The organism is Microbacterium oxydans, assembly GCF_900095745.1.
Classification (GTDB): Bacteria; Actinomycetota; Actinomycetes; order Actinomycetales; family Microbacteriaceae; genus Microbacterium; species Microbacterium oxydans_B.
Genome location: NZ_FMIR01000018.1, coordinates 176,635 through 198,186 on the forward strand (window position 1 = coordinate 176,635; position 21,552 = coordinate 198,186).

Here is a 21,552-nt window from a genome sequence, read left to right on the forward strand (position 1 = left end):
CCATGACCACGGTCGACCCCATCACCGGCACCATCCCGCCCACCGGCGTGCAGACAGGAAGCACCACGCCTCCGGTCGAACGCAAGAAGACGCTCGACTCGGAGGTGTTCCTGAAACTGCTCGTGACCCAGCTCACCAACCAGGATCCGAGCTCTCCCATGAACACGAACGAGATGATCTCGCAGACCACGCAGCTCGCGTCCATGGAGCAGCTGACCGCGCTGTCTGCCACCTCGACCGAGAGCTTCGCGCTCAGCATGCGTCAGACCGCCGCCGCGCTCATCGGCCACGAAGCCCAGTACGTCGATGCCGACGGTGTCACGCAGAAGGGCATCGTCACCTCGGTCTCCTATGCGGGCGCCGTGCCGCTCGTGACCATCGGCGAAGCATCCATCCCCCTCGACGCCGTCTCCGGCGTCTCCCTCGTCCCCAAATCCTGATCAGCCCCGCACCCAGAAAGGCACCACCATGCTCCGCTCCCTCTTCGCCGGAATCTCGGGCCTGCGCTCGCACCAGACCATGCTCGACGTCACGGGCAACAACATCGCCAACGTCAACACGACCGGCTTCAAGGCCTCGGCCGTGCAGTTCCAGGATTCGCTGTCGCAGCTGCTGCGCAACTCGATGATGCCGCAGACGAACCTCGGCGGTCAGAACCCCGCCCAGGTCGGTCTCGGTGTGCAGGTCGCCGGCATCAGCACCAACTTCGCGTCGGGGGCACCGCAGCCCACCGGCGTCCCCACCGACCTCATGATCGCCGGCGACGGCTTCTTCGTGGTGCGCTCCGGCGGCGAGACGCTGTACACCCGCAACGGCGGCTTCTCGTTCGATGCGAGCGGCAAGCTGGTCTCGGCCGACGGTGCGCTCGTGCAGGGTTGGACCGCGCGCGGCGGAGCCATCGTCCCCGGTCAGGGCATCGGCGACATCACACTCCCCGTTGGCGCTCTGAGCCCGGCCGCCGCGACGACCACCGCGCGAGTGACCGGCAACCTGCCTTCGGGCGCGGCCGTCGGCGACACGCTCGTGCGCGACATCAAGACCTACGACGCGCAGGGCACGGAGACCTCGATGCGTCTCACCTTCACCCGCACGACCGCCGGCTGGGACGTCACCGACGCTGCCGGCGCGCGCACCCCGCTGGCCTTCACCGACGGCAAGCAGGCCGGCGCCTCGTCGATCGTGTCCGGCGGCATCACGGTCGACCTCTCGGCGGTCACCGGCTTCGCCGACGTCAGCGACATCGCCATCAAGGAGCAGAACGGCAAGCCGGCCGGCACCCTGAGCTCCTACGCCCTGACCAACGACGGCAGCCTCGTGGGCACGTTCAGCAACGGCGACACCGAAGTTCTCGCGCGCATCGCACTGGCCGGCTTCGTGAACCCGGGCGGCCTCGAGAAGACCGGATCCTCGCAGTTCCGTCCCAGCGGCAACTCCGGCCAGCCGACGCTCGGCGAAGCCGGAACCGACGGCCTGGGCGGCATCATCAGCGGCGCCCTCGAGATGTCGAACGTCGACCTCTCGCAGGAGTTCACCAACCTGATCGTCGCGCAGCGCGGCTTCCAGGCGAACGCCCGCATCATCACCACGAGCGACGAAGTGCTGCAGGAGCTCACGAACCTCAAGCGCTGAGCGAAGGCGCCCTGGCCGAAGTCGGGGCGCCTTCGACGTGTCACAGCGGTCGTCTCCTGGAGGCGCTGCTGACCCGTCAGCGGGAGATCCGAGTGCGGTACCGTCCGGTGATCCACCGACCGGAGCGCCACTCGCCCGGTTCCCACACCGCGGTCCGGGCCTGCTCTTCCGCGTTCGTCGGCCCGGTGAAGGTGGGGATGTTGCGCACGCTCAGGTCCTCGGCCGCGATCCTCTCGACGAACTCTGCTGCGAAGCGCTCGATGCGCGCGGGCATCGCACGCACACGCGCCGTCGCGAGTCCGCCGGGCAGCGCTTGGACAGCCTCCTCGAATGCCCCGCCGAGTTTCTGCGACATGCGGTTCAGCAGCGCGGCGAACTCCCGCCGCGGCACGCCGAGCACGTCAGCGGTGCGCGCGAGATTGCGGCCGGTGATCTTGCTGTACGGGCGCTCCTTCCCGTACTTGACCGCGGCACTCGAGCGGTATGTGATGCGGTCGTCGTCCCAGATGCCGTGAGCGGAGATCAGGTCGTACGCCGGTGCCAGCCTGGCGACCCCGCCGACATGCAGCAAACTGTGGTTCTTCGCGTGTGCGTCCACTCCCGCGGTCAGCAGGTTGAAAGCGAAGAGCTCGGTGAGACTCCGCAGGTCTCCACCGCGGTACGACGGCGAAGACGCGCTGCCGACCAGCTCCACCATGTCCGACATGGTGGGGCCGCCGTCCTCTTCGTACTTCCGCGCCGGCAGGACGCTGAGCGCCTGGCAGAAGTCCTCCTGGTGGACTCTCGTGACCTCGCCGTTCCCCGCCACGCTGCGGTCGTAGCGGGTCGTGACGAAGGTGGGGAGACCGTCGAAGTCCATGATGTCGACGGTGGCCGCACGAACACCCATCGCCCGTGCGGCGCGCATCGTGACGAACTCCACCGCCTGGACGTCGTTGTCGGTCTGCCCCGAGGCGAGCACCATGCCGGGCTTAACGATGTGCGTGCTGGCGGCACGACCATTGGGCTCGAACCACTCCCCGTCGATGCGGGCGAGAGCGAACTTGCCCTGGTTGCCGCCCAACGAGAACCTGCTCTCGTCGTCGTCGCTGTCGTCGACCCAGTGGTCCGGATCGGCGAGGATGGCCCGGACGCGGCGCGCGATATCCCACTCCGTCAACCGGGAGATGGCTCCCGTGGAGCTCGGGATGACCCCCTCGGGCACGACCTGCACCGAGCCCGGGGCATCCTCCCCCGTGTGGCGGAGCAGGGAGAAGGGGTCGTTGCGCCGTTCGTCGAACTTCGCCGCCCAGCGCGCCCTCACCTCGTCGGAGTCGGGCAGCAGGTTCGAGAGCCAGGGCATGACCCGGTCGGGACCGTGCCCCGCTTCGCTCTTCGGCATACTCACGGACAGGGGCGTCGAACGGGACTCCTCGCGGTAGTCGTCGTCGTAGAGGAACTCCACCTGATCGCGTTCTCCGCGCATCAACTTCCCGGCGAACCGTCCGTCGAGCCAGAGATCGAGCACGCTCATCACAGATCCTCGAAGAGACGGTCGAGCATGTCGGAGCGCGCGCTCTGTTCGAGCGTGACGCTGAATCCGAGAACGGCGGCGACCTCGATCGCGGCGCTCAGGGAGGGGACGACCTTGCCCGATTCCAGGTCGTGCACCCAGCGTCTGCTCTTGCGCGCCGCCTGGGCGAGTTCCTGTTGGGTCATGTGCGCGCTCAATCTGTTCGCACGGACGAACCCGGCGAACGCCTTGGCTGATTGCAACTGCATCTCGCACCTCCGTGAGCAGAATACTTCCCTTTAGGTCTTATGGGAAGTTTACTGCACTTTAGAGCTAATGGGAAGTATCCTGCGCAGATCATGGCCACCCGCTAACGCCAGGCGCCCACCGGCCGACAGTCACCTCCGACAGCCCAGGACGGGCCGTCGGGTCCGCGCTCCCCGGAACGCGGACAGATCTTTCCAGGATGGAGCCCATGATCGTCCTCACGCGCCTGAACCGTTCCCGGTTCGCGGTGAATCCCGACCTGATCGAACGTGTCCAGGCAACGCCGGACACGACGCTCATCATGGTCGACGGTGCGACGTTCGTCGTCACCGAGACGATGGACGACGTGATCGCGCAGATCACCCGGTTCCGGGCCGGCGTGCTCGCTACCGCCGCCGCCCTCATCGCCGCGAACGAGGGCGACTCCCCCACTCCCGAGGCGGGTCTCTGATGGATCCGTCCCTCATCCTCGGGCTGGTCCTCGCGTTCGGCGCCCTGATCGCCATGATCAACCTCGAAGGCGCGACCATCGGCTCGCTGCTGATCCCCGCCCCGATGGTGCTGGTCTTCGGAGCCACGATCGCCGTCGGCATCGCGAGCGGCACCGTGCGCGATGCGCTGCATGCGGTCAAGTCGCTCCCCCGCGCCTTCCGCGGCGAGCGCCGCACCGCGTCGAGCATGATCGACACGGTGGTCGGCTACGCCGAGAAGGCGCGCGCCGAAGGGCTCCTCGCCCTCGAGCAGGGGCTGGAGGACGAGAAGGACCCGTTCCTGCGCCAGGCACTGCAGAGCATCGCCGACGGCACGGACGCCGAAGACCTGCGAACCCTGCTGGAGGATGAGCTCACCTCGACCGCTGCCCGTAACCGCACCGCCTCACGCTTCTACATGACCCTCGGCGGCTTCGCCCCGACCGTCGGCATCATCGGCACGGTCGTCTCCCTCACGCATGTGCTGGAGAAGCTCGACAAGCCGGACACCCTCGGTCCCATGATCGCGACGGCCTTCGTGGCGACGCTGTGGGGTCTCCTGTCGGCCAACTTCATCTGGCTGCCCATCGGCGGACGCCTCCAGCGTCTCGGCGAGCTCGAGCTCGAACGCATGACCGTGCTCATGGAGGGTATGCTCGCGATCCAGGCCGGCGCCCCGCCGCAGTTCGTCGGAGAGCGCCTGCGCGCCCTCGTGTCCGAGCGCCCCTCCGCCCGCTCGGGCCGTCGCACCCGCACTCGCGCCGCGGAGGAGACGGAGACGGAGCCCGCGTCGTGAGCGTGCGCGCCCGTCGCCGCGTGCCACAGGAGGAGCACAGCGGTCCGGACGAGCGGTGGATGGCGTCCTACATGGACATGGTGACCGTGCTGATGTGCATGTTCATCGTGCTGTTCGCGATGTCGACCGTCGACCAGGAGAAGTTCGAGGCTCTCAGCGCGTCACTCGCGACCGGCTTCGGCCAGGAGCCCTCGGAAGACGTGGATGCCGTCACGGGCGTCGTGGTGCCGCCGGAGCTGGTCGACGAGAAGGGCGAGGACTTCGCCGACATCGAGCTGGCCGCGGCCCAGACTGAGTTCGACGAGCTCTCCGCGCTCCGCGAGCGGCTGCGCACGGTGCTCGCCGACAACGGCCTCGAGGCCGACGTCACCTTCACGATCGACGAGCGCGGCCTCACGATCGGACTCGTCAGTGCCGAGACGTTCTTCACCACGAACAGCACCACCCTCAGCTCGAAGGCCATGCTGGTGCTCGATGCGCTCGGCTCCGTCCTCGTGACCGCCCCGAACGAGATCTCGGTCGAAGGCCACGCCGACGTCCGCGGATCGGTCGCCCCGTTCCCCACGAACTGGGAGCTCTCGGCCGGTCGATCCACCCAGGTGCTGCGGCACCTCGTCGAGGCGTCCGGGCTCCCGCCGGCGCACCTGAAGTCGGTCGGGTTCGGCGACACCCGACCTGTCGCGGCCGGTTCCTCGCCCGCGGCGCTGGCACAGAACCGGCGCGTCGACATCGTCGTCCTCTCCGATGCGAAGGAGGAGGTGCGAGCACTCATCCCCGAAGCACAGGCCGCGCAGCCGTCCTCCTGACCGTTCCCGCCTAACGCACGTCGATCACCACCCGATAGTCGGGTTCGTGGTGATCGAGGACAGCGTGCGCTCCGACGTGCGCACAGCGACGGCGACGAAGACCGCCGAAGTCGAGGTGTACGACTTCGGCCGTTCGGCGACCCTCTCGCGCGAGCACACCCGCGCCCTCGAGCTGGCCTTCGAGACGTTCTCCCGGCAGTGGTCGGCGCAGCTCTCGGCCAAGATCCACGTGCGTGCCACCATCGCCGTCGAGCATGTCGGGATGCTGACCTACGGCGAGTACGCCGCCTCACTGCCGACCACGACGACCCTGATCGTGTGCGCGCTGCCCGACTCCGACGAGCGACTCATCGTGCAGCTGCCGACCTCCGCCGCCACGACGTGGATCGTGCAGATGGTGGGAGGACGAGCGTCCGCGACGTCGGAGGACCGCACGTTCACCCCGATCGAGCAGGCGCTGATCCGCTCCCTCATCGTCGACGCGCTCGACCACCTGACCGGCTCGCTGGACGGGCTGCTGCCGGCCGGTGTCACCGTGAGCGGCATCCAGTACAGCTCGCAGTTCGCCCAGGTCGCCGCATCGGGCGAACCGGTCATCGTCGCCCGCTTCTCGATGCGCCTCGCGGGTCGGGCGGTGCCGGTGAGCGTCATGCTGCCGGCGTCGGTGCTCGCCGGCTTCACCGTGCGCACCTCGGATGCCGACCGCGCCGCAGCGCCCGGCCTGGTCCGACGCCAGGTCGAGGTCTCCCCCATCGAGCTCTCCCTGCGGCTGGCCCCGCGCGCCGTGCTCCCCCGCGAGGTGCTCGACCTCGCCGTCGGCGACATCGTCTCCTTCCCGCATTCCGCCGACCGTCCGATGCTGCTCGCCGTGGGCGATCAGACGGTCGCCACCGCCGCCGTGGGCAGCGCCGGCGCCCGTCTCGCGTGCGTCGTCGCCACCACCGTCCCCGATCCCGTCTTCGCCGAGGAGCCCGCGTGACCAGCACCACCACCTACGAGTCGGCCGTCGCCGCCGCCTTCGCCGCGTCGTTGCCGACCGCCGCTCCCGTCACGGCCCGCGCCTCGCAGGTCTCCGGAGACACCGGCGATGCCGTGATCGTGCAGTTCGTCGGCGAGGCCAGCGCGCAGCTCGCCGTGCAGCTCTTCGACGCCGAGACCCTGGTCGACGGACTCTCCGGAGCGCCCCTCGCCGACCGGCTGCGCGACGCACTGGAAGCCTCGACGAGTGCGCTCGGAGCCGGTGCGCTCGGCGATGCCGTGATCGGCGATGCCTCTCCGCTCTTCTCGAACCCCACCGCGCAGCTCTTCGACCTGCAGGACGACGCGGATCGCACGATCGGCCGCCTCGCCGTCGTCGTCACGCGCACCCCGGCAGCGGCATCGAGCTCGACCCGGCGTCTGCACCGCATCGCCGGCGTCGAGATGGAGCTCACGGTCGAGATCGGCCGCACCCGCATGTCGGTGCGCGATGTGCTCGACCTCGAACCCGGCCGCATCGTCGAGCTCGACCGTTCCGCCGGCGCCCCGGCCGACATCAAGCTCAACGGCCGCATCATCGCGCACGGCGAGGTGGTGGTGGTCGACCAGGACTACGCGGTGCGGATCACCCGCATCCTCGAGAACGTCGAGGCCTGACCCTGGACGACCTCCTGCTCGGCCTGCGGGTCGTGCTCTCGCTCGCCGCCGTGCTCGGGGTGCTGTGGTTCCTGCAGCGCCGCGTCGCGCGCACGCAGGCGCGTCGGCGCGACGGCGAGGTCATCACGGTGCTCGGGCGGCAGGGTGTGGGTCCGAAGGCGCAGGTGGTCGTGGTCCAGACCGAAGACGCCCGTTACGTCCTCGGCGTCACCGAGCACGGAGTGAGCGTCGTCGACAAGCTGCCGGTCAAGGCCGCGGCGCAGCCTGATGCAGACACCCACCCGGTGTGGTCGGCGGCGACGTCAGAGGCGGCATCCGATGCCGAGGAGTTCGACCGCATCCTCGCCGCGACCGCACTGACCGAGACCACCGCGGCATCGCCGGCCGACCGTGCCCCGCAGCGCCGGGTCCGTCACCGCAACGATCCGCTGCGCGGCTCCATCCTCTCCCCCGAAACCTGGCGGCAGACCGCCGAGGCCATCCGGCGCACGCGATGAGCGCGTCCCGTGGGGTCGTCGACGGCCGCGCGCTCCGACGGGTCGCACTGATCTTCGTCGCGGTCTTCGCACTGGTCGCCGTTCTCACGCTGCTCACCGGCACCGCGGCCCATGCCGAGGTCACCCCCGACGATCCGGGCGAGGGCGTCACGATCGACATCAACGGCGTCGACGGCGGCCCCTCGGGTTCGATCCTGACCCTGCTGGGCATCACGCTGCTCTCGGTCGCCCCGGCGCTCCTGCTGATGATGTCGTCGTTCACGAAGATCTTCGTCGTGCTGGCGATGACGAGGAACGCGCTGTCGCTGCCCACGATCCCCCCGAACCAGGTGCTGGCCGGACTCTCCCTCTTCCTGTCGCTGTTCATCATGTGGCCGGTGCTGACCGAGATCAACACGGTCGCCGTGCAGCCGTACATCGATGGCACGCTCACGTTCACGCAGGCGATCGACGTCGGCCAGCTGCCGCTGCAGGAGTGGATGCTGCGCTTCACGCGCGAAGAGGATCTGGCCCTGATGACGCGGATGGCGGGTCAGCCGAACCCCGAGGATCCCTCGAGCGTGCCGATGTACACGCTCATCCCGGCGTTCATGATCTCGGAGCTGCGCGCCGCCTTCATCATCGGCTTCGTCATCTTCGTGCCGTTCCTCGTGATCGATCTGGTCGTCGCCGCCGCGCTGATGTCGATGGGCATGATGATGCTGCCGCCGGTCATGATCTCGCTCCCCTTCAAGATCCTGCTGTTCATCCTCGTCGACGGCTGGGGACTCATCATCCGTGCCCTGCTGGAGAGTTACGGGGGCGTCGGATGAGCCCCGAAGCGGTCATCGACATCGGCACCCAGGGCCTGATCATCGCGGCGAAGCTGGCGGCCCCCATCCTCGTCACGGCCCTCGTGGTGGGCTTCGCGATCTCGCTGCTGCAGTCCATCACCCAGGTGCAGGAGGTGACGCTGTCTTTCGTGCCGAAGATCGTCGCCGTCGGCATCGCGCTGCTCATCGCCGGCAACTGGATGATCGCCGAGATGATCGCCTTCACGAACGAGATGTTCGCCCGCATCCCCACCCTGCTGAGCGGGTGACAGCGTGTTCATCCCCATCGACTTCGCGTGGCTCGAGGCGACCATGCTCGCCGCCGTGCGCATCACCGCGTTCATCATGATCGCCCCGCCGTTCTCCTACGGAGCCATCCCCGTGCGGGTCAAGGCGATGCTCGCCATCGGCCTCTCCCTCGCCGTGGGCACGGCCGTCGCTCCCGGCTACGAGAATCTCGACACCGGGCCGTTCCTCGGAGCCCTCGTGCTGCAGGTGCTCACGGGAGCGCTGCTCGGCTTCCTCGTCTTCCTGTGCTTCGCCGCGCTCCAAGCCGCCGGCAGCCTGATCGACGTGTTCGGCGGGTTCCAGCTCGCCCAGGCGTTCGACCCGCACTCGCTCGTGAACGGCGCCCAGTTCACCCGGCTCTTCCACATCACCGCGCTGACACTGCTGTTCGCCTCGGGCGGGTATCAGCTGATCCTCGCCGGTCTCGCCCGGAGCTTCGAGGCGGTGCCGGTCGACGGCATCTTCGAGGTGGCCGGGCCCGCCGAACTCCTCATCGACGGGGTGTCGCAGATGGTCCTCGCCGCCGTGCAGATCGCAGGTCCCCTGGTGCTGGTGCTGTTCCTCGCCGACGTCGGGCTCGGACTGATCACCCGGGTGGCGCCGGCGCTCAACGCCTTCGCGATGGGCTTCCCGGTGAAGATCCTGCTCACCCTGCTGCTGGCCGGTGCCGTGTACGCCGTGCTCCCCGGCATCGTCGACGCCCTCTCCGGGCAGGCGCTGAAGATGATGCAGGGGGTGCACGAGTGAGCGGCACCGACACCGGCGAACGCAGCGAGAAGGCCACCGACAAGCACCTCAATGAGGCCCGCAAGAAGGGGCGCCTCTCGCGCAGCCAGGACCTCACGGCGTGGCTCGGCATCGGGGCCGCGGCGATCGCCATGCCTGCGGCGATCGCCCTCGGCGCAGGCGCCGGGACCGAGCAGCTCCTCACCGTCACCTCGCTGGTGTTCAGCCCCACGCCGGAGGCGGCACTCGGTGCGCTCGAGCGCGGCCTCGCCTCCGTGCTCCCGACCATCGCCGTGATGCTCGCCGCCGTCGCGATCGTCACGCTCATCGGCGCCGTGGTCCAGGGCGGCGTGCATCTGAAACCGCTCACCGGGCGCTTCGAGCAGTTCAACGTCGTCAGCGGCATCCGTCGCGTGTTCGGCCTGCAAGCACTGTGGGAGGGCGCCAAGGCCCTGCTGAAGACCGCCGCAATCGGCATCGCGCTCTGGGTGGTCATCGCCGGTCTGATGCCGGTGCTCACCGCCAGCGGCGCCCACTCCATCTCACGCCTGCTCGGCACGGCTTCCGAGGGCACGGCCGCCCTGCTGCAGACCGCGATCGCCGTCGGACTGGTCCTCGCCGCGATCGACATGTTCGTCGTGATGCGCCGCAACCGCAAGCACACCCGCATGACCAAGCGCGAGATCCGCGACGAGAGCAAGAACTCCGAAGGCGATCCGCTGATCCGTCAGCAGCGGCGCTCCCGGCAGCTCGCCGCCAGCCGCAACCGCATGATCGCTGCGGTCGCCGGGTCGGATGTCGTCGTCGTCAACCCGACGCACATCGCGATCGCACTGCGGTACGAGCCCGGTCGCGCGGCCCCCAAGGTCGTCGCGAAGGGCAGCGGTGTGATCGCGGAGCGCATCCGCGACGAGGCCGTGCGCGCCGGGGTGCCGCTCGTGCGCGAGATCACGCTCGCCCGAGCCCTGCATGCCGCGTGCGAACTCGGCCAGGAGATCCCCGAAGACCTGTACAACGCCGTCGCGCGCGTGCTCGTGTTCGTCGACGCCCTGCGTCGGCGCGGCGCCGCCCGCGGCATCCACACCCTTCCCTACCGGAGGACCGCATGAGACAGCTGTTCGTCAAGCTCATGGTGCCCATCGGGGTCGTCGGCATCATCATGCTGCTCGTCGTCCCGGTTCCGCCGTTCCTGCTCGACATCCTCATCATCCTGAACATCATGTTCGCGCTCGTGATCCTGCTCACGTCGATGTTCGTCAAGAAGCCGCTGGACTTCTCGGTGTTCCCCTCGCTGCTGCTGGTGGCGACGCTGTTCCGGCTCGGGTTGAACGTCGCCTCGACACGTCTGGTGCTCGGCGAGGCGTATGCGGGTCAGGTGATCGAGGCGTTCGGCGCGATCGCCGTCGGCGGCTCCCTCATCATCGGCGCCGTGGTGTTCCTCATCCTCGTCGTCATCCAGTTCGTGGTCGTCACCAAGGGTGCGGAGCGCGTCGCCGAGGTCGGCGCCCGGTTCACCCTCGACGCCATGCCCGGCAAGCAGATGGCGATCGACGCCGACCTCAACGCCGGTCTCATCACGGATGCCGAGGCCCGCGAGCGCCGTGCGGAGGTCGCGGCGGAAGCCGACTTCTACGGGGCGATGGACGGTGCATCGAAGTTCGTGAAGGGCGATGCGATCGCCGGACTCGTCATCATCATCATCAACATCGTCGGCGGCATCGCGATCGGCCTCGTGCAGCACGGCATGTCGGTCGACGAGGCCGTGAGCACCTACAGCCTCCTCACGATCGGCGATGGGCTCGTCACGCAGATCCCGGCACTGCTGATGGCGGTCTCGACCGGCATGATCGTCACCCGCTCCACGGCGGAGGCCGAGATGGGGACGGCGGCGTCGGCACAGCTCGGTCAGTCCCGCAACGCGCTCATCATCGCCGGATGCGCCGCGATCATCATGTCGCTGATCCCGCACATGCCGATGCTGCCGTTCGTCGCGATCGGCGCCCTCCTGCTGCTCGTCGCGCAGCGCATCAAGGCGAATCAGCAGCGGGAGGAGGCGATCGCCGCCCAGACGCCGACGGCCGCCCCGACCGACCAGCCGGAGGAGCTGATCGAGAAGATGCGCGTGCATCCGCTCGAGATCCTGCTCTCCCCCGACATCGTCGATCTGGTCACGGGTGGTCCGGACGACCTCCTGGCCCGGGTGAAGGCGCTCCGCCGCCGGATCGCCCTCGACCTCGGCCTGATCACCCCGCCGGTGCGCACCCGCGACAGCATCGAGCTCGCGCAGTCGACGTACGTCATCCGCATCGCCGGTGTCGAGACCGGGAGGGGTACGGCGCCGGTGGGCTCCGTACTGGCCCTCGGGCAGGGCCTGGAGTCCCTCCCGGGTACGGCGACCCTCGACCCGGTGTTCGGGCTGGAGGGTAAGTGGATCCCCCTGGAGATGCGGCACAGCGCCGAGTTCGCCGGGGCCACTGTGATCGACCGGGCCAGCGTCATCATCACGCACCTCTCCAGCGTGATCCACGCCCACGCCGCGCGTCTGCTGAGCCGGGAAGATGTCCGGCAGCTCACCGACGCCCTCAAGCAGGCCTCCCCCGCCGCGGTCGAGGAGCTCACGCCCGCACTGCTGTCGCTCGCCGAGGTCCAGCGTGTGCTCCAGGGGCTCCTCGCCGAGCGGGTGCCGATCAACGACCTCAGCCGCATCTACGAGGCGCTCGCGCTGCGGGCCAGGACATCGACCGACCCCGAGGGCCTGATCGAGGCCGCGCGCGCCGCACTCGGCCCCGCGATCGCCGCGCGCTTCGCCGACGCGGGCATCCTGCGCGTGGTGATGATCAACCCGCTCCTCGAGCAGGCCATGCTCGAGAACCTGCGTCCCGGCGACGAGGGCACACAGATCGTCTTCGACCCGCAGCGCATGGAGTCGGTCGTGGAGTCGGTGAAGCAGGCCGTCTCCTCAGTACGCGAGGGCGGCGAGCCGGTGCTGGTGTGCGCCCCCTCGCTGCGCCCCGCCGTGCGACGACTCGTGTCGGCGCAGACCGACGGCCTTCCCGTGCTCTCGTACACCGAGGCGACGGCCGCCGCGCTCACCATCGAGACGGTCGGTGTGGTCCGTGACGCCCCGGCTCCGTCGGTCGGTGCCGTCTCCGCGGCAGTAGGCTGATCGAATGCTGGTTTTGACGAGGCGGATCGGTGAGAGCGTGCGCATCGACGGCGACATCGAGATCACGCTGCTCGAGATCAAGGGCGACAGTGTGCGCATCGGCGTGAAGGCGCCCCGCGAGACGCGCATCCAGCGCACCGAGATCATCGAAGCCGTGGTCGCCGAGAACGTGTCGGCCGTCGCCGAGACCGGTGCCGATGCCGAGGACGCGATCGTCGCCGCCCTGGCCAGGGGCCGCGAGTCCCGCCCGCACTGACCCGCACTGACCCGCATACGGATCGTCGGCCGCCGTCGACGACCTGAACCCCTCAGGCGACCGTCACGTCGGCCTCGGCCGCTCGCTTCCATTGATCGCCGCCGGCGTCGCGTGCCCGTGCCGCCGCCCGTCCTGCAGCGGCCACCAGCACGTCGTAGTCGTAGCCGCAGGTGTCGGCCGTGGCCCACCCGATACTGGCGGAGGCGCGGACGCCACCGACGGCCCGGTCGTGGTCGATGTCGGAGATCCGGCTCAGCACCGCCCGGACGTGGAACCTGACCGCTTCATCGCTCGCACGGATCACCACGACGGCACGGTCGTCGGCAATCCGCTCGGCATCGGCCAGCGGCGGGAGCGCCTCCTGGATGTCGTCGTGGAAGCGATCGACGATGCGTGCGAACTCCGAGCCCGACATCGCCTCGCGGAGGTCGGCGGGGTCGTCCAGACGCACCTCGAGAATCGACCAGCCGTGGTCGTTCTGCGCCTCCGCCTTCCGGAGCCGCCGACGGGCGCGCTGCGCGACCCCATCCGTCTCGGCGGGTCGGGACTCCCCCGCCCGCACGAGCAGCACGAGCGTGAAGGCCGCGCAGGTCGACACCACGATGGTGCCGACGGCGTTCATGCCGCGCAGGGCGTCCAGCTGCTCCGCGGAGCTCGCCGTGCCGATCGTGAGCGCACTGACCGTGCTGGCGACCGCCACGATCACGAAGCCGCAGGACGCCAGCGCGAGCGGGAGAACGATGTCGCGCGAGACCGGCTGCCGGCGCAGCAGCTCGTAGGCGACGAGCCCGGCGAAGACGCCGCTTCCGACGAAGACGAGGTTGAAAGCGGGTAGATACCAGGGCGAGTCCGAGGTCGCGACGAGCAGCACGGGAGCGACGACCACGAACACCAGCACGATCCACCGGGGAGCGGGTCGTCCGAGATGCATCCGCAGGCCGATCCAGATCAGCGGTTCGAAGCAGAGCAGCAGCGCCGACGCCGCGCTTCGAAGCGGCTGGAAGTCGTTCTGGTGCCCCGCGAGCCAGAGATACGCGCCGAGCATGCCGAGCCCGAACGCGGCTCCCCAGATCACCGTCGCACGCGAAGGGCGGGCGAGTGTGGCGAGGCCGAGCACCAGCACCGTCAGGACGGTGACGACCGCCACCATGCTCGTGGTGATGTCGACGTTCACGGGCACGAGAGGCGTCATGCCTGCACCTCTTTCTTACGACGGCGGGGAAAACGGAGTGTGACGGTGGTGCCCTGCCCCACCTCGCTCGTGACCTCGATGCTGCCCTCATGGGCGACCACGATCTCGCGGGCGATCCCCATGCCGAGCCCGGTGCCGGCGATGCCGCCGCGGATGGCGGCATCGGATCGGAAGTACGGTTCGAACAGCCGGGGCAACTCATCCGGGGCGATGCCCATGCCGGTGTCGGAGAGGACGAGCTCGGCCTGCGCGCCCATCGCGCGCAGCCGGGCCGTGATGCGCCCACCCGAGGGCGTGTATTTGACAGCGTTGCTGAGCAGATTGTCGAGCACCTGACGAAGCCGGAAGGCATCCCCGTGGATGACGAGGGTGTCCACGCCGACGATTTCCAGCATCTGGCGATTCACGGCGATCAGCGGCGCCGCGGATGCGGCGGCGGCGTCGAAGATCTGACGAAGGTCCACGGGCTCGAACGGGTCCTCGGTCGGTGGCACGGTCTGGTCCAGCATGGTCGTCACGAGCTCCTGCATCCGTTCTCCCGCATTCGCGATGACCTCGAGCTGCGCGGGGACCCGGCCCGGCAGATCCTCGCGCTCGCGCAGCAGGTCGACGTGGCCGACGATCGCGGTGAGGGGATTGCGCAGCTCGTGGGAGACGATCGCGGTGAGTGCACGTCGCTCCTCTGCCGCCTCGAGGAGCATCGTGACGTCGTCGATGACGACGAGCGTGATCTGGTCGCGCGCGTTCGCACTGGCCACCGTCTGCGTCGTCACCTCCAGCGCGCGCCACTTGCCGGTGCCGTCGAAGAGCCAGACGCGCTCGTCCTGAAGATTCTCGCCCGCGGCCGCCCTGGCGAGGGTCGTGCGCTCCGGCGGCACGGTCGCACCGCGCCGTCCGTCGTACTCCACGGCAGCCGTGGGCAGTGCGGCTCCGAAGCGGTCTCGCCCGTACAGCACCCGGTAGGCGTCGTTCATCTGCAGGATGCGTCCCTCCGCCGTCACCACGACGAGGGCCACCCCGAGCGCATCGATGATCTGCGTCACCCGATGCTGATTGGTCTCGGCACGCTCCGCGGCGCGGTTGATCTGCTCGGAGCGACGCTGGAGGAGCCGCCGGGAGGCCCGTGCCCGCTGCGCCCCGATGCGGACCGTCACCCCGAGGAAGCCCAGCGTGATGATCGCGGTGAGCACGCGCAGCAGAACGTCTGCCGGCGTGCCGGTGCGATCGGAGAACACCACCAGACAGAGGCCGATGAAGGCGATACCTCCCACCACCCACGGCATCGTGAAGTACGACGCCAGCCACACCACGGGGAACACCCAGAGGAACCCGAGCCGAAGATCGGGAGCGTTGGTGGTCAGCCCCACCGCGAGCGCGTCGAGGAACGGCACGACGGTCACCGCGTTCGGGGGGAGGCGGTGCCACGGGACGAGCAGCGTGGCGATGGTCGTGACGACGATCAGCGTGATCCCCGCGAGGAAGAAGGGTATGCCGAGAGTCTGCGGCTTGAAGGCGGCGACCATCACGACGATCGCCACCATGCTGCCGGTGAAGACCAATTGCCAGCGCCAGATCGACACAGTACGGATCATCGACGCTCGCCCTCCCCCAAGAACCTCAGCTTTACCGCAAGATTACTCAAAGATCGCGGGTGCCAGCTCTTCAGGCGTCCCCGCAGCCCTAGCATTCTGAGTGGGGGCCGACACTGCGACTGGGGAACAACGCAGACGCTGGGGCCACGCGAATGGGGATTCGCAGGCACCGGGGCCGCGGCTGGGGAGCCGCGGCCCCGCCCCAGTCAGGTCGCCGTGTCATCGGCGGGAGCGAGGCGATAGCCCACACCGCGCACTGTTTCGATGTAGCGCGGTCGCGCAGAGCTGTCGCCGAGTTTGCGACGCAGGTTCGCGATGTGCGTCTCTATCGCACGCTTGTCGGGCTCGCTCACGTAGTCGTTCGAGCCGTCGGGTGCACCGCGCAGCCCGCGGGCGAGATCCGCCTTGCTGCGCACCCGCTGCTTCGCACCGAGGATGTCGGCGAGCAGGTCGAACTCGGTGGGGGTGAGGTCGATCCGCCTCTGCCCGATCAGCACGAGCCGCGTGTCGAGGTCGACGCTGAGGTCGCGGTGCACCAGGCCGCGCCAGGTCAGCACGGTGGCGCCTTCCGCCGACGGCTCGTGAACGACGGTCGGGGTCGGCGTCGGCTCCGGGCGCGTGTCGGCGACCCGGGGGCGCCGGAGGAGCGCCTGGATGCGCGCGCGCAGTTCGCGCGGCCGGAACGGCTTCACGAGGTACTCGTCCGCGCCGGACGTGAGTCCGAGGACCACGTCCGACTCGTCGGAGAGCGCCGACAGCATGATGATGAACGTGTCACTCACCCGACGGATGCGTCGAGCGACCTCGAACCCGTCGATGCCGGGGAGGTTGATGTCGAGGGTCGTGATCACCGGCTGGTGCTGCTCGATCGCGGCGATGCCTTCCGGCCCGGACCCGGCGAGGTGGGTCTCGAATCCGGCGGCGAGGAACACCTCGTCGAGGAGCGAGCGCACACCGGGGTCGTCTTCGATGATGACGGCGACGAGCACGGATCGTGCGGCCGCCGTCACGTGATGGCCTCGCGCACGATCGTGACGATGCGCGGAGCGTCGGCGTCGAGTTCCGAGGGGTCGAGCTCTGCGGGGTCGAGGTCCGAGGCGCCGACCGGCCGTTCCAGCTCGATGTCCCACCACGAATCGGCGAGCTCTTCGGCCATGCCGCGGCCCCACTCGATCACGACCACCGAATGCTCCAGGTCCAGGTCGAGGTCGTCGAGCTCCGCAGCGGAGCCGAGGCGGTAGGCGTCGACGTGCACGAGCGGAGCGCGGCCGGTGAGGGACGGATGGGTGCGTGCGATCACGAAGGTCGGACTCTGCACGGGTCCGCGCACGCCGAGCCCCTCCGCGAGGCCGCGGGTGAACGTGGTCTTCCCGGCGCCGAGAGGGCCGGTGAGGATGAGCAGGTCGCCCGCCTCCAGCTGCTCACCGATGCGGAGACCCAGCTGTTCCATCTCCTCGGTCGTCGCGATCTCCCGTCGGCCGAGGAAGGCCGGGTCGACGCTCACGAGGCCCGCCGGGGGACGCGGGGACCGATGCGCGTGACGATCTCGTAGTTGATGGTGTCGGCGGCAGCGGCCCAGTCGGCGGCCGAGGGAACGCCGAGGGTGGGGTCGCCGAAGAGCACGACCTCGTCGCCGATCGAGACCGGGGTGTCGCCGACGTCGACGACGAACTGATCCATCGCGATCCGTCCGACGTTCACGAAGCGGCGTCCGCCGATCGAGACGGGGAGCCTCCCCGACGCGTTGCGCGGCACTCCGTCGGCGTATCCGAGCGGGACGAGGACCAGTGTCGTGTCGCGGTCGGTGCGATGGTCGTAGCCGTACGAGACACCCGTACCCGCCGGCACTCTGCGCACGGCGGCGATCGCACCGCGGAGGGTCATCGCGGGTCGCAGTCCGAGTTCGGCGGAACTGCGGTCGTCGAAGGGAGACAGGCCGAACAGGCCGACGCCGATGCGCACGGCGTCGAGTCGCATCTCGGGCAGGTCGATGGCCGCGGCGGTGGCGGCGATGTGGCGGATCTCGGGATGGATGCCGAACGATGCGGCCGCGGCGACCCCCTCCTCGAACTTCGCCAGCGCCGCCCTGTCGTCGTCCGCCGACGTGTTCGAGAGGTGGCTGAACAGCCCGACGATGCGCAGCCGTCCGATGCGCTCGAGGCGCGCGGCCTCGGCGAGCACGCGCCCCCAGTCCGCCGGGGCGATGCCGTTGCGCGAGAGCCCGGTCTCGAACTTCAGGTGCACGCCCACCGGGCGGTCGACCGTGGCCGCGGCGGCAGCCGCCTCGAGCTGGTCGAACGCGGAGATGCCGATCTCGATGTCCTGCGCGGCCGCGTGCTCGAACCTCTCCCCCGGTGCGTGCAGCCACGCCATGAGGGGCGCGTGCACGCCCTGCCTGCGCAGTTCGAGCGCCTCGGGGATCTCGGCGACGCCGAGGCGCGTGGCTCCGGCGGAGAGCGCCGCGACCGCGGTGGCCGCGGCGCCGTGCCCGTAGGCGTTGGCCTTGATGACGGCGATGACCTCGACGCCCGTGAGTCGGCGGAAGTGCCGCACGTTGTCGGCGATGGCGTCGAGATCGATGGTCGCCTCGCGGAAGGGGACGGTCACAGCGGGGCTCCTTCGGCGACGACGAACGCCGCGGCGAGACCGGCGTCGTGGGTGAGGGTCAGATGCAGTGTGCGGATTCCCCGCTCCTCGACGACCGCGGCGGTCGAGCCGGTGAGCACGAAGTGCGGACGCCCCGACGGTTCGGAGGCGATCTCGATCTCGGTCCAGTGCACGCCGTCGGAACCGCCCAGCGCTTTGATGAGCGCCTCTTTGGCGGCGTATCGAGCCGCGAGCGAGGGAAGGCGCAGCGTGCGCTCGGAGGGGGCGAAGAGCCGCTCCCTGAGGCGCGGCGTGCGGGCCATCGTCCGCTCGAATCGCGGGATGTCCACGAGGTCGATGCCGGTGCCGATGATCACCCGTTCAGCCTACCGATCCTGCATCCCGGCGGAATCGTGCGAATGGCCTCGCTTCCGTGGAAACAAGGCCATTCGCGCGATTCGAAGACGGGCTTACTCGACCGTGACCGACTTCGCGAGGTTGCGGGGCTGGTCGACGTCGAGTCCCTTGGCGGTGGCGAGCGCCATCGCGAAGATCTGCAGCGGGACGACGGCGAGCAGCGGCTCGAACATCGCACCGGCCAGCGGGATGTGGATGACCTCGTCGGCGAACGGCAGCACGGCCGCGTCGCCCTCTTCGGCGATCACGATCACCCGGGCGCCGCGGGCGCGGATCTCCTGGATGTTCGAGACGACCTTCGAGTGCACGAGCGCGGAGTGACGCGGCGACGGCACCAGCACGAACACCGGCTGTCCCGGCTCGATGAGCGCGATCGGCCCGTGCTTGAGCTCGCCGGCGGCGAAGCCCTCGGCGTGGATGTACGAGATCTCCTTGAGCTTGAGCGCGCCCTCGAGCGCGATCGGGTAGCCCACGTGGCGGCCGAGGAACAGAACCGAGCGGGTGTCGGCCATCCAGCCGGCCAGCTGGGTGACGTGCTCCTGCTCGCTTTCGAGGACCTTCGCGATCTTCTCCGGGAGAGCTGCGAGCTCGGCGACGTCGGTCGACGCGTCGGCGATCGCTCCGCGCACGCGGCCCATGTGCAGGCCGAGCAGCAGCAGTGCGGTGATCTGTGCCGAGAACGCCTTGGTCGACGCGACGGCGACCTCGGGTCCGGCGTGGGTGTAGACGACGGCATCCGATTCGCGCGGGATCGTGGCGCCCTGCGTGTTGCAGACCGACAGCGTGCGTGCGCCGCGCTCGCGGGCGTACTTCACGGCCATCAGCGTGTCCATGGTCTCGCCGGACTGGCTGATCGAGACGACGAGGGTGTCGGCGCCGATCACCGGGTCGCGGTAGCGGAACTCGTGCGCGAGCTCGACGTCGACCGCGACGCGCGCCCACTGCTCGATCGCGTACTTGCCGACGAGGGCCGCATAGGACGCGGTGCCGCAGGCGGTGATGATGATGCGGTTGATGCCGATGAACAGCTCGTCGAGTCCGTCGAGCTCGGGGATGACGACCTGGCCGTCCTGGATGCGACCGCGGATCGTGTTCGCGACGGCCTCGGGCTGCTCGGAGACCTCTTTGGCCATGAAGCTCGACCATCCGCCCTTCTCGGCGGCGGCGGCGTCCCACGACACGTCGAACGGCTCGGCCTCGACGGGCGTGCCGGCGAAGTCGGTGACCGTGACGGCCTCCGGCGTGATCGAGACGATCTGGTCCTGTCCGATCGACAGCGCCTTGCGGGTGTATTCGATGAAGGCGGCGACGTCGGAGCCGAGGAAGTTCTCGCCCTCGCCGAGTCCGATCACCAGGGGCGAGTTGCGGCGAGCGCCGACCACGAGACCGGGGTGGTCCTGGTGCATGGCCAGCAGGGTGAACGCGCCCTCGAGGCGGTTCACGATGCTGCGGAAGGCCAGCTGCAGGTCGCCACCGTTGCCGGCGTACTCCCGCCCGAGCAGGGCGGCTGCGACCTCGGTGTCGGTCTCGCTGCGGAACACCACGCCATCGGCGAGCAGTTCCTCGCGCAGGGCCGAGAAGTTCTCGATGATGCCGTTGTGGATCACCGCGAGCTTGTCGTCGTCGGCCAGGTGCGGGTGCGCGTTGACGTCGGTCGGTCCGCCGTGCGTCGCCCAGCGGGTATGACCGATGCCGGTCGACCCGTCGGGCAGCGGCGCGTCGGCGAGCGAGTCGCGCAGCATGGCGAGCTTGCCCGCCTTCTTGCGCATGCCGAGCGAGCCTTCGCCGTCGATCACGGCGACGCCCGCGGAGTCATAGCCGCGGTACTCGAGGCGGGCAAGACCGGCGAGAAGGATGTCCTGGCTGGGGCGCGGGCCCACGTATCCGACGATTCCACACATGCGATCAAGAGTAAGGCGGGTTTTTTGCGAGTCGTCCGTACATTCTCTCGCCCCGAACGGCGCTCAGAGTTTGCGCAGCAGCACGGTCTCCACGTCGTGATCCGCGCCCTTGCGCAGGACCAGTCGCGCACGGTGCCGCGTCGGCATCACGTTCTCGACGAGGTTGGGCATGTTGATCTCATTCCAATATCCGAGCGCAGTGGTGATCGCCTCCTCGTCCGTGAGGTGCGCGAACACGTTGAAGTAGGACGACGGGTTGGCGAACGCGGCCTGGCGGAGGGCGAGGAAGCGGTCGACGTACCACTTCTCGATGTGCGACGTGTCGGCGTCGACGAAGATCGAGAAGTCGAAGAGGTCGCTCACGGCGACGTCGTTCGGCGCGGGCGGCGGCTGCAGGACATTGAGTCCCTCGACGATGACCACGTCGGGACGACGCACGACGACGTTGGCGTCCGGCACGATGTCGTACCGCATGTGCGAATAGAAGGGAGCGCGCACCTCGGTCGCGCCGCTCTTCACGTTCGTGAGGAACTCGATCAGCGCGCGGCGGTCGTACGACTCCGGGAAGCCCTTGCGGTCCATGATCCCGCGGCGCTCGAGTTCGGCGTTCGGATAGAGGAAGCCGTCGGTGGTCACCAGCTCGACGCGCGGAGTGCCGGGCCAACGGCTCATGAGCTCGCGCAGCAGGCGCGCGATGGTGGACTTGCCGACCGCGACCGATCCGGCGACGCCGACGACGAACGGGGTGGTGGTGTCGTCCTCCTGGAGGAACGACGACGTGGCCGCCCCCAGACGCTTGGTGGCGGTCGCGTAGAGGCTGAGCAGGCGACTCAGCGGCAGGTAGACCTCGCGCACCTCGGTGAGGGAGAGCCGGTCGCCGATGCCGCGCAGCTCCACGACCTCGGTCTCGGTGAGGGGCTGCTCGAGTCCGGCGGCGAGCCGGGCCCATTCCGCGCGGCCGATCTCCCGATAGGGCGACAGCGGCAGCGTGGGGTCGACGGTGGTCACGGAGTACATCGTATCC

24 protein-coding genes are annotated in these 21,552 nt (G+C 69.2%); 14 read left to right on the forward strand and 10 right to left on the reverse strand.

All coding sequences use genetic code 11. The annotated features are described in order from the left end of the window. Window positions 1-2: 2 nt before the first annotated feature. Window positions 3-440 (forward strand): flagellar hook assembly protein FlgD, encoded by a 438-nt coding sequence (locus BQ2383_RS13560; protein WP_029261089.1) that lies wholly within the window; start codon window positions 3-5, stop codon window positions 438-440. Window positions 441-468: 28 nt separating this feature from the next. Further along, window positions 469-1,629 carry a flagellar hook protein FlgE gene (locus tag BQ2383_RS13565; RefSeq protein WP_029261090.1) on the forward strand — a complete coding sequence of 387 codons (1,161 nt, stop codon included), beginning with the start codon at window positions 469-471 and terminating at the stop codon, window positions 1,627-1,629. Window positions 1,630-1,705: 76 nt separating this feature from the next. On the opposite strand, the gene BQ2383_RS13570 is transcribed toward BQ2383_RS13565, so the two are convergent. Together BQ2383_RS13570 and BQ2383_RS13575 are read right to left on the reverse strand one after the other, a co-directional pair. Further along, entirely contained in the window at window positions 1,706-3,142 is a 1,437-nt protein-coding gene (locus BQ2383_RS13570; RefSeq protein WP_205829199.1) for a type II toxin-antitoxin system HipA family toxin, read from the reverse strand. After that, window positions 3,142-3,390 (reverse strand): helix-turn-helix transcriptional regulator, encoded by a 249-nt coding sequence (locus BQ2383_RS13575; protein WP_091035036.1) that lies wholly within the window; start codon window positions 3,388-3,390, stop codon window positions 3,142-3,144. The genes BQ2383_RS13570 and BQ2383_RS13575 overlap by 1 nt, the downstream gene beginning before the upstream one ends. A gap of 206 nt (window positions 3,391-3,596) precedes the next feature. Between BQ2383_RS13575 and BQ2383_RS13580 the strand changes: the two genes are divergently transcribed. The 12 genes from BQ2383_RS13580 to csrA are packed head-to-tail and all read left to right on the forward strand — an operon-like array spanning window position 3,597 to window position 12,840. After that, window positions 3,597-3,839, forward strand: coding sequence for a flagellar FlbD family protein (locus BQ2383_RS13580; protein WP_029261094.1), 243 nt, complete (start codon window positions 3,597-3,599; stop codon window positions 3,837-3,839). Continuing rightward, on the forward strand, window positions 3,839-4,654 hold the full coding sequence (locus tag BQ2383_RS13585; protein WP_029261095.1) for a motility protein A: 816 nt from the start codon (window positions 3,839-3,841) through the stop codon (window positions 4,652-4,654). Before BQ2383_RS13580 ends, BQ2383_RS13585 begins: the two co-directional genes overlap by 1 nt. After that, window positions 4,651-5,460 (forward strand): OmpA/MotB family protein, encoded by an 810-nt coding sequence (locus BQ2383_RS13590; RefSeq protein ID WP_091035038.1) that lies wholly within the window; start codon window positions 4,651-4,653, stop codon window positions 5,458-5,460. Before BQ2383_RS13585 ends, BQ2383_RS13590 begins: the two co-directional genes overlap by 4 nt. Window positions 5,461-5,506: 46 nt before the next feature. Then, window positions 5,507-6,439 (forward strand): flagellar motor switch protein FliM, encoded by a 933-nt coding sequence (locus tag BQ2383_RS13595; protein WP_091035041.1) that lies wholly within the window; start codon window positions 5,507-5,509, stop codon window positions 6,437-6,439. Continuing rightward, entirely contained in the window at window positions 6,436-7,095 is a 660-nt protein-coding gene (gene fliN, locus BQ2383_RS13600; RefSeq protein ID WP_091035044.1) for a flagellar motor switch protein FliN, read from the forward strand. Before BQ2383_RS13595 ends, fliN begins: the two co-directional genes overlap by 4 nt. Window positions 7,096-7,127: 32 nt before the next feature. Continuing rightward, window positions 7,128-7,592 (forward strand): FliO/MopB family protein, encoded by a 465-nt coding sequence (locus BQ2383_RS13605; RefSeq protein ID WP_244176016.1) that lies wholly within the window; start codon window positions 7,128-7,130, stop codon window positions 7,590-7,592. Then, on the forward strand, window positions 7,589-8,404 hold the full coding sequence (gene fliP / locus BQ2383_RS13610) for a flagellar type III secretion system pore protein FliP (protein WP_091035046.1): 816 nt from the start codon (window positions 7,589-7,591) through the stop codon (window positions 8,402-8,404). Before BQ2383_RS13605 ends, fliP begins: the two co-directional genes overlap by 4 nt. Beyond that, a complete protein-coding gene (gene fliQ / locus BQ2383_RS13615; protein ID WP_091035049.1) occupies window positions 8,401-8,673 on the forward strand; it encodes a flagellar biosynthesis protein FliQ in 273 nt (90 codons plus the stop codon). Before fliP ends, fliQ begins: the two co-directional genes overlap by 4 nt. A 4-nt stretch (window positions 8,674-8,677) precedes the next feature. Beyond that, window positions 8,678-9,439, forward strand: coding sequence for a flagellar biosynthetic protein FliR (locus tag BQ2383_RS13620; RefSeq protein WP_091035054.1), 762 nt, complete (start codon window positions 8,678-8,680; stop codon window positions 9,437-9,439). Further along, a complete protein-coding gene (locus BQ2383_RS13625) occupies window positions 9,436-10,527 on the forward strand; it encodes an EscU/YscU/HrcU family type III secretion system export apparatus switch protein (RefSeq protein WP_091035056.1) in 1,092 nt (363 codons plus the stop codon). Before BQ2383_RS13620 ends, BQ2383_RS13625 begins: the two co-directional genes overlap by 4 nt. Continuing rightward, on the forward strand, window positions 10,524-12,584 hold the full coding sequence (locus BQ2383_RS13630) for a flagellar biosynthesis protein FlhA (RefSeq protein WP_091035059.1): 2,061 nt from the start codon (window positions 10,524-10,526) through the stop codon (window positions 12,582-12,584). The genes BQ2383_RS13625 and BQ2383_RS13630 overlap by 4 nt, the downstream gene beginning before the upstream one ends. 4 nt (window positions 12,585-12,588) lie before the next feature. Next, entirely contained in the window at window positions 12,589-12,840 is a 252-nt protein-coding gene (gene csrA, locus BQ2383_RS13635; RefSeq protein ID WP_091035061.1) for a carbon storage regulator CsrA, read from the forward strand. 52 nt (window positions 12,841-12,892) lie between these two features. Here the strand turns inward: csrA and BQ2383_RS13640 are convergent, their stop codons facing one another. The 8 genes from BQ2383_RS13640 to coaA form a co-directional block, all read right to left on the reverse strand. After that, window positions 12,893-14,032 (reverse strand): hypothetical protein, encoded by a 1,140-nt coding sequence (locus BQ2383_RS13640; RefSeq protein ID WP_091035064.1) that lies wholly within the window; start codon window positions 14,030-14,032, stop codon window positions 12,893-12,895. Further along, window positions 14,029-15,624 carry a sensor histidine kinase gene (locus BQ2383_RS13645; RefSeq protein ID WP_091035066.1) on the reverse strand — a complete coding sequence of 532 codons (1,596 nt, stop codon included), beginning with the start codon at window positions 15,622-15,624 and terminating at the stop codon, window positions 14,029-14,031. The genes BQ2383_RS13640 and BQ2383_RS13645 overlap by 4 nt, the downstream gene beginning before the upstream one ends. A 206-nt stretch (window positions 15,625-15,830) precedes the next feature. Then, window positions 15,831-16,634: a response regulator transcription factor gene (locus tag BQ2383_RS13650; RefSeq protein ID WP_091035069.1), complete on the reverse strand. Its 804-nt coding sequence runs from the start codon at window positions 16,632-16,634 to the stop codon at window positions 15,831-15,833. Beyond that, the gene (gene tsaE, locus BQ2383_RS13655) at window positions 16,631-17,128 is read right to left on the reverse strand and encodes a tRNA (adenosine(37)-N6)-threonylcarbamoyltransferase complex ATPase subunit type 1 TsaE (RefSeq protein WP_244176017.1); all 498 of its coding nucleotides are present in this window, start codon (window positions 17,126-17,128) and stop codon (window positions 16,631-16,633) included. Before tsaE ends, BQ2383_RS13650 begins: the two co-directional genes overlap by 4 nt. After that, window positions 17,125-18,231, reverse strand: a complete 1,107-nt coding sequence (alr, locus tag BQ2383_RS13660) for an alanine racemase (protein WP_091035071.1) — start codon at window positions 18,229-18,231, stop codon at window positions 17,125-17,127. The genes tsaE and alr overlap by 4 nt, the downstream gene beginning before the upstream one ends. After that, window positions 18,228-18,587 (reverse strand): holo-ACP synthase, encoded by a 360-nt coding sequence (locus BQ2383_RS13665; protein WP_091035074.1) that lies wholly within the window; start codon window positions 18,585-18,587, stop codon window positions 18,228-18,230. Before BQ2383_RS13665 ends, alr begins: the two co-directional genes overlap by 4 nt. 93 nt (window positions 18,588-18,680) lie before the next feature. Beyond that, window positions 18,681-20,528, reverse strand: a complete 1,848-nt coding sequence (gene glmS / locus BQ2383_RS13670; protein WP_091035077.1) for a glutamine--fructose-6-phosphate transaminase (isomerizing) — start codon at window positions 20,526-20,528, stop codon at window positions 18,681-18,683. A gap of 63 nt (window positions 20,529-20,591) precedes the next feature. After that, window positions 20,592-21,545 (reverse strand): type I pantothenate kinase, encoded by a 954-nt coding sequence (coaA, locus tag BQ2383_RS13675; protein ID WP_091035079.1) that lies wholly within the window; start codon window positions 21,543-21,545, stop codon window positions 20,592-20,594. Between the last annotated feature and the right edge of the window lie 7 nt (window positions 21,546-21,552).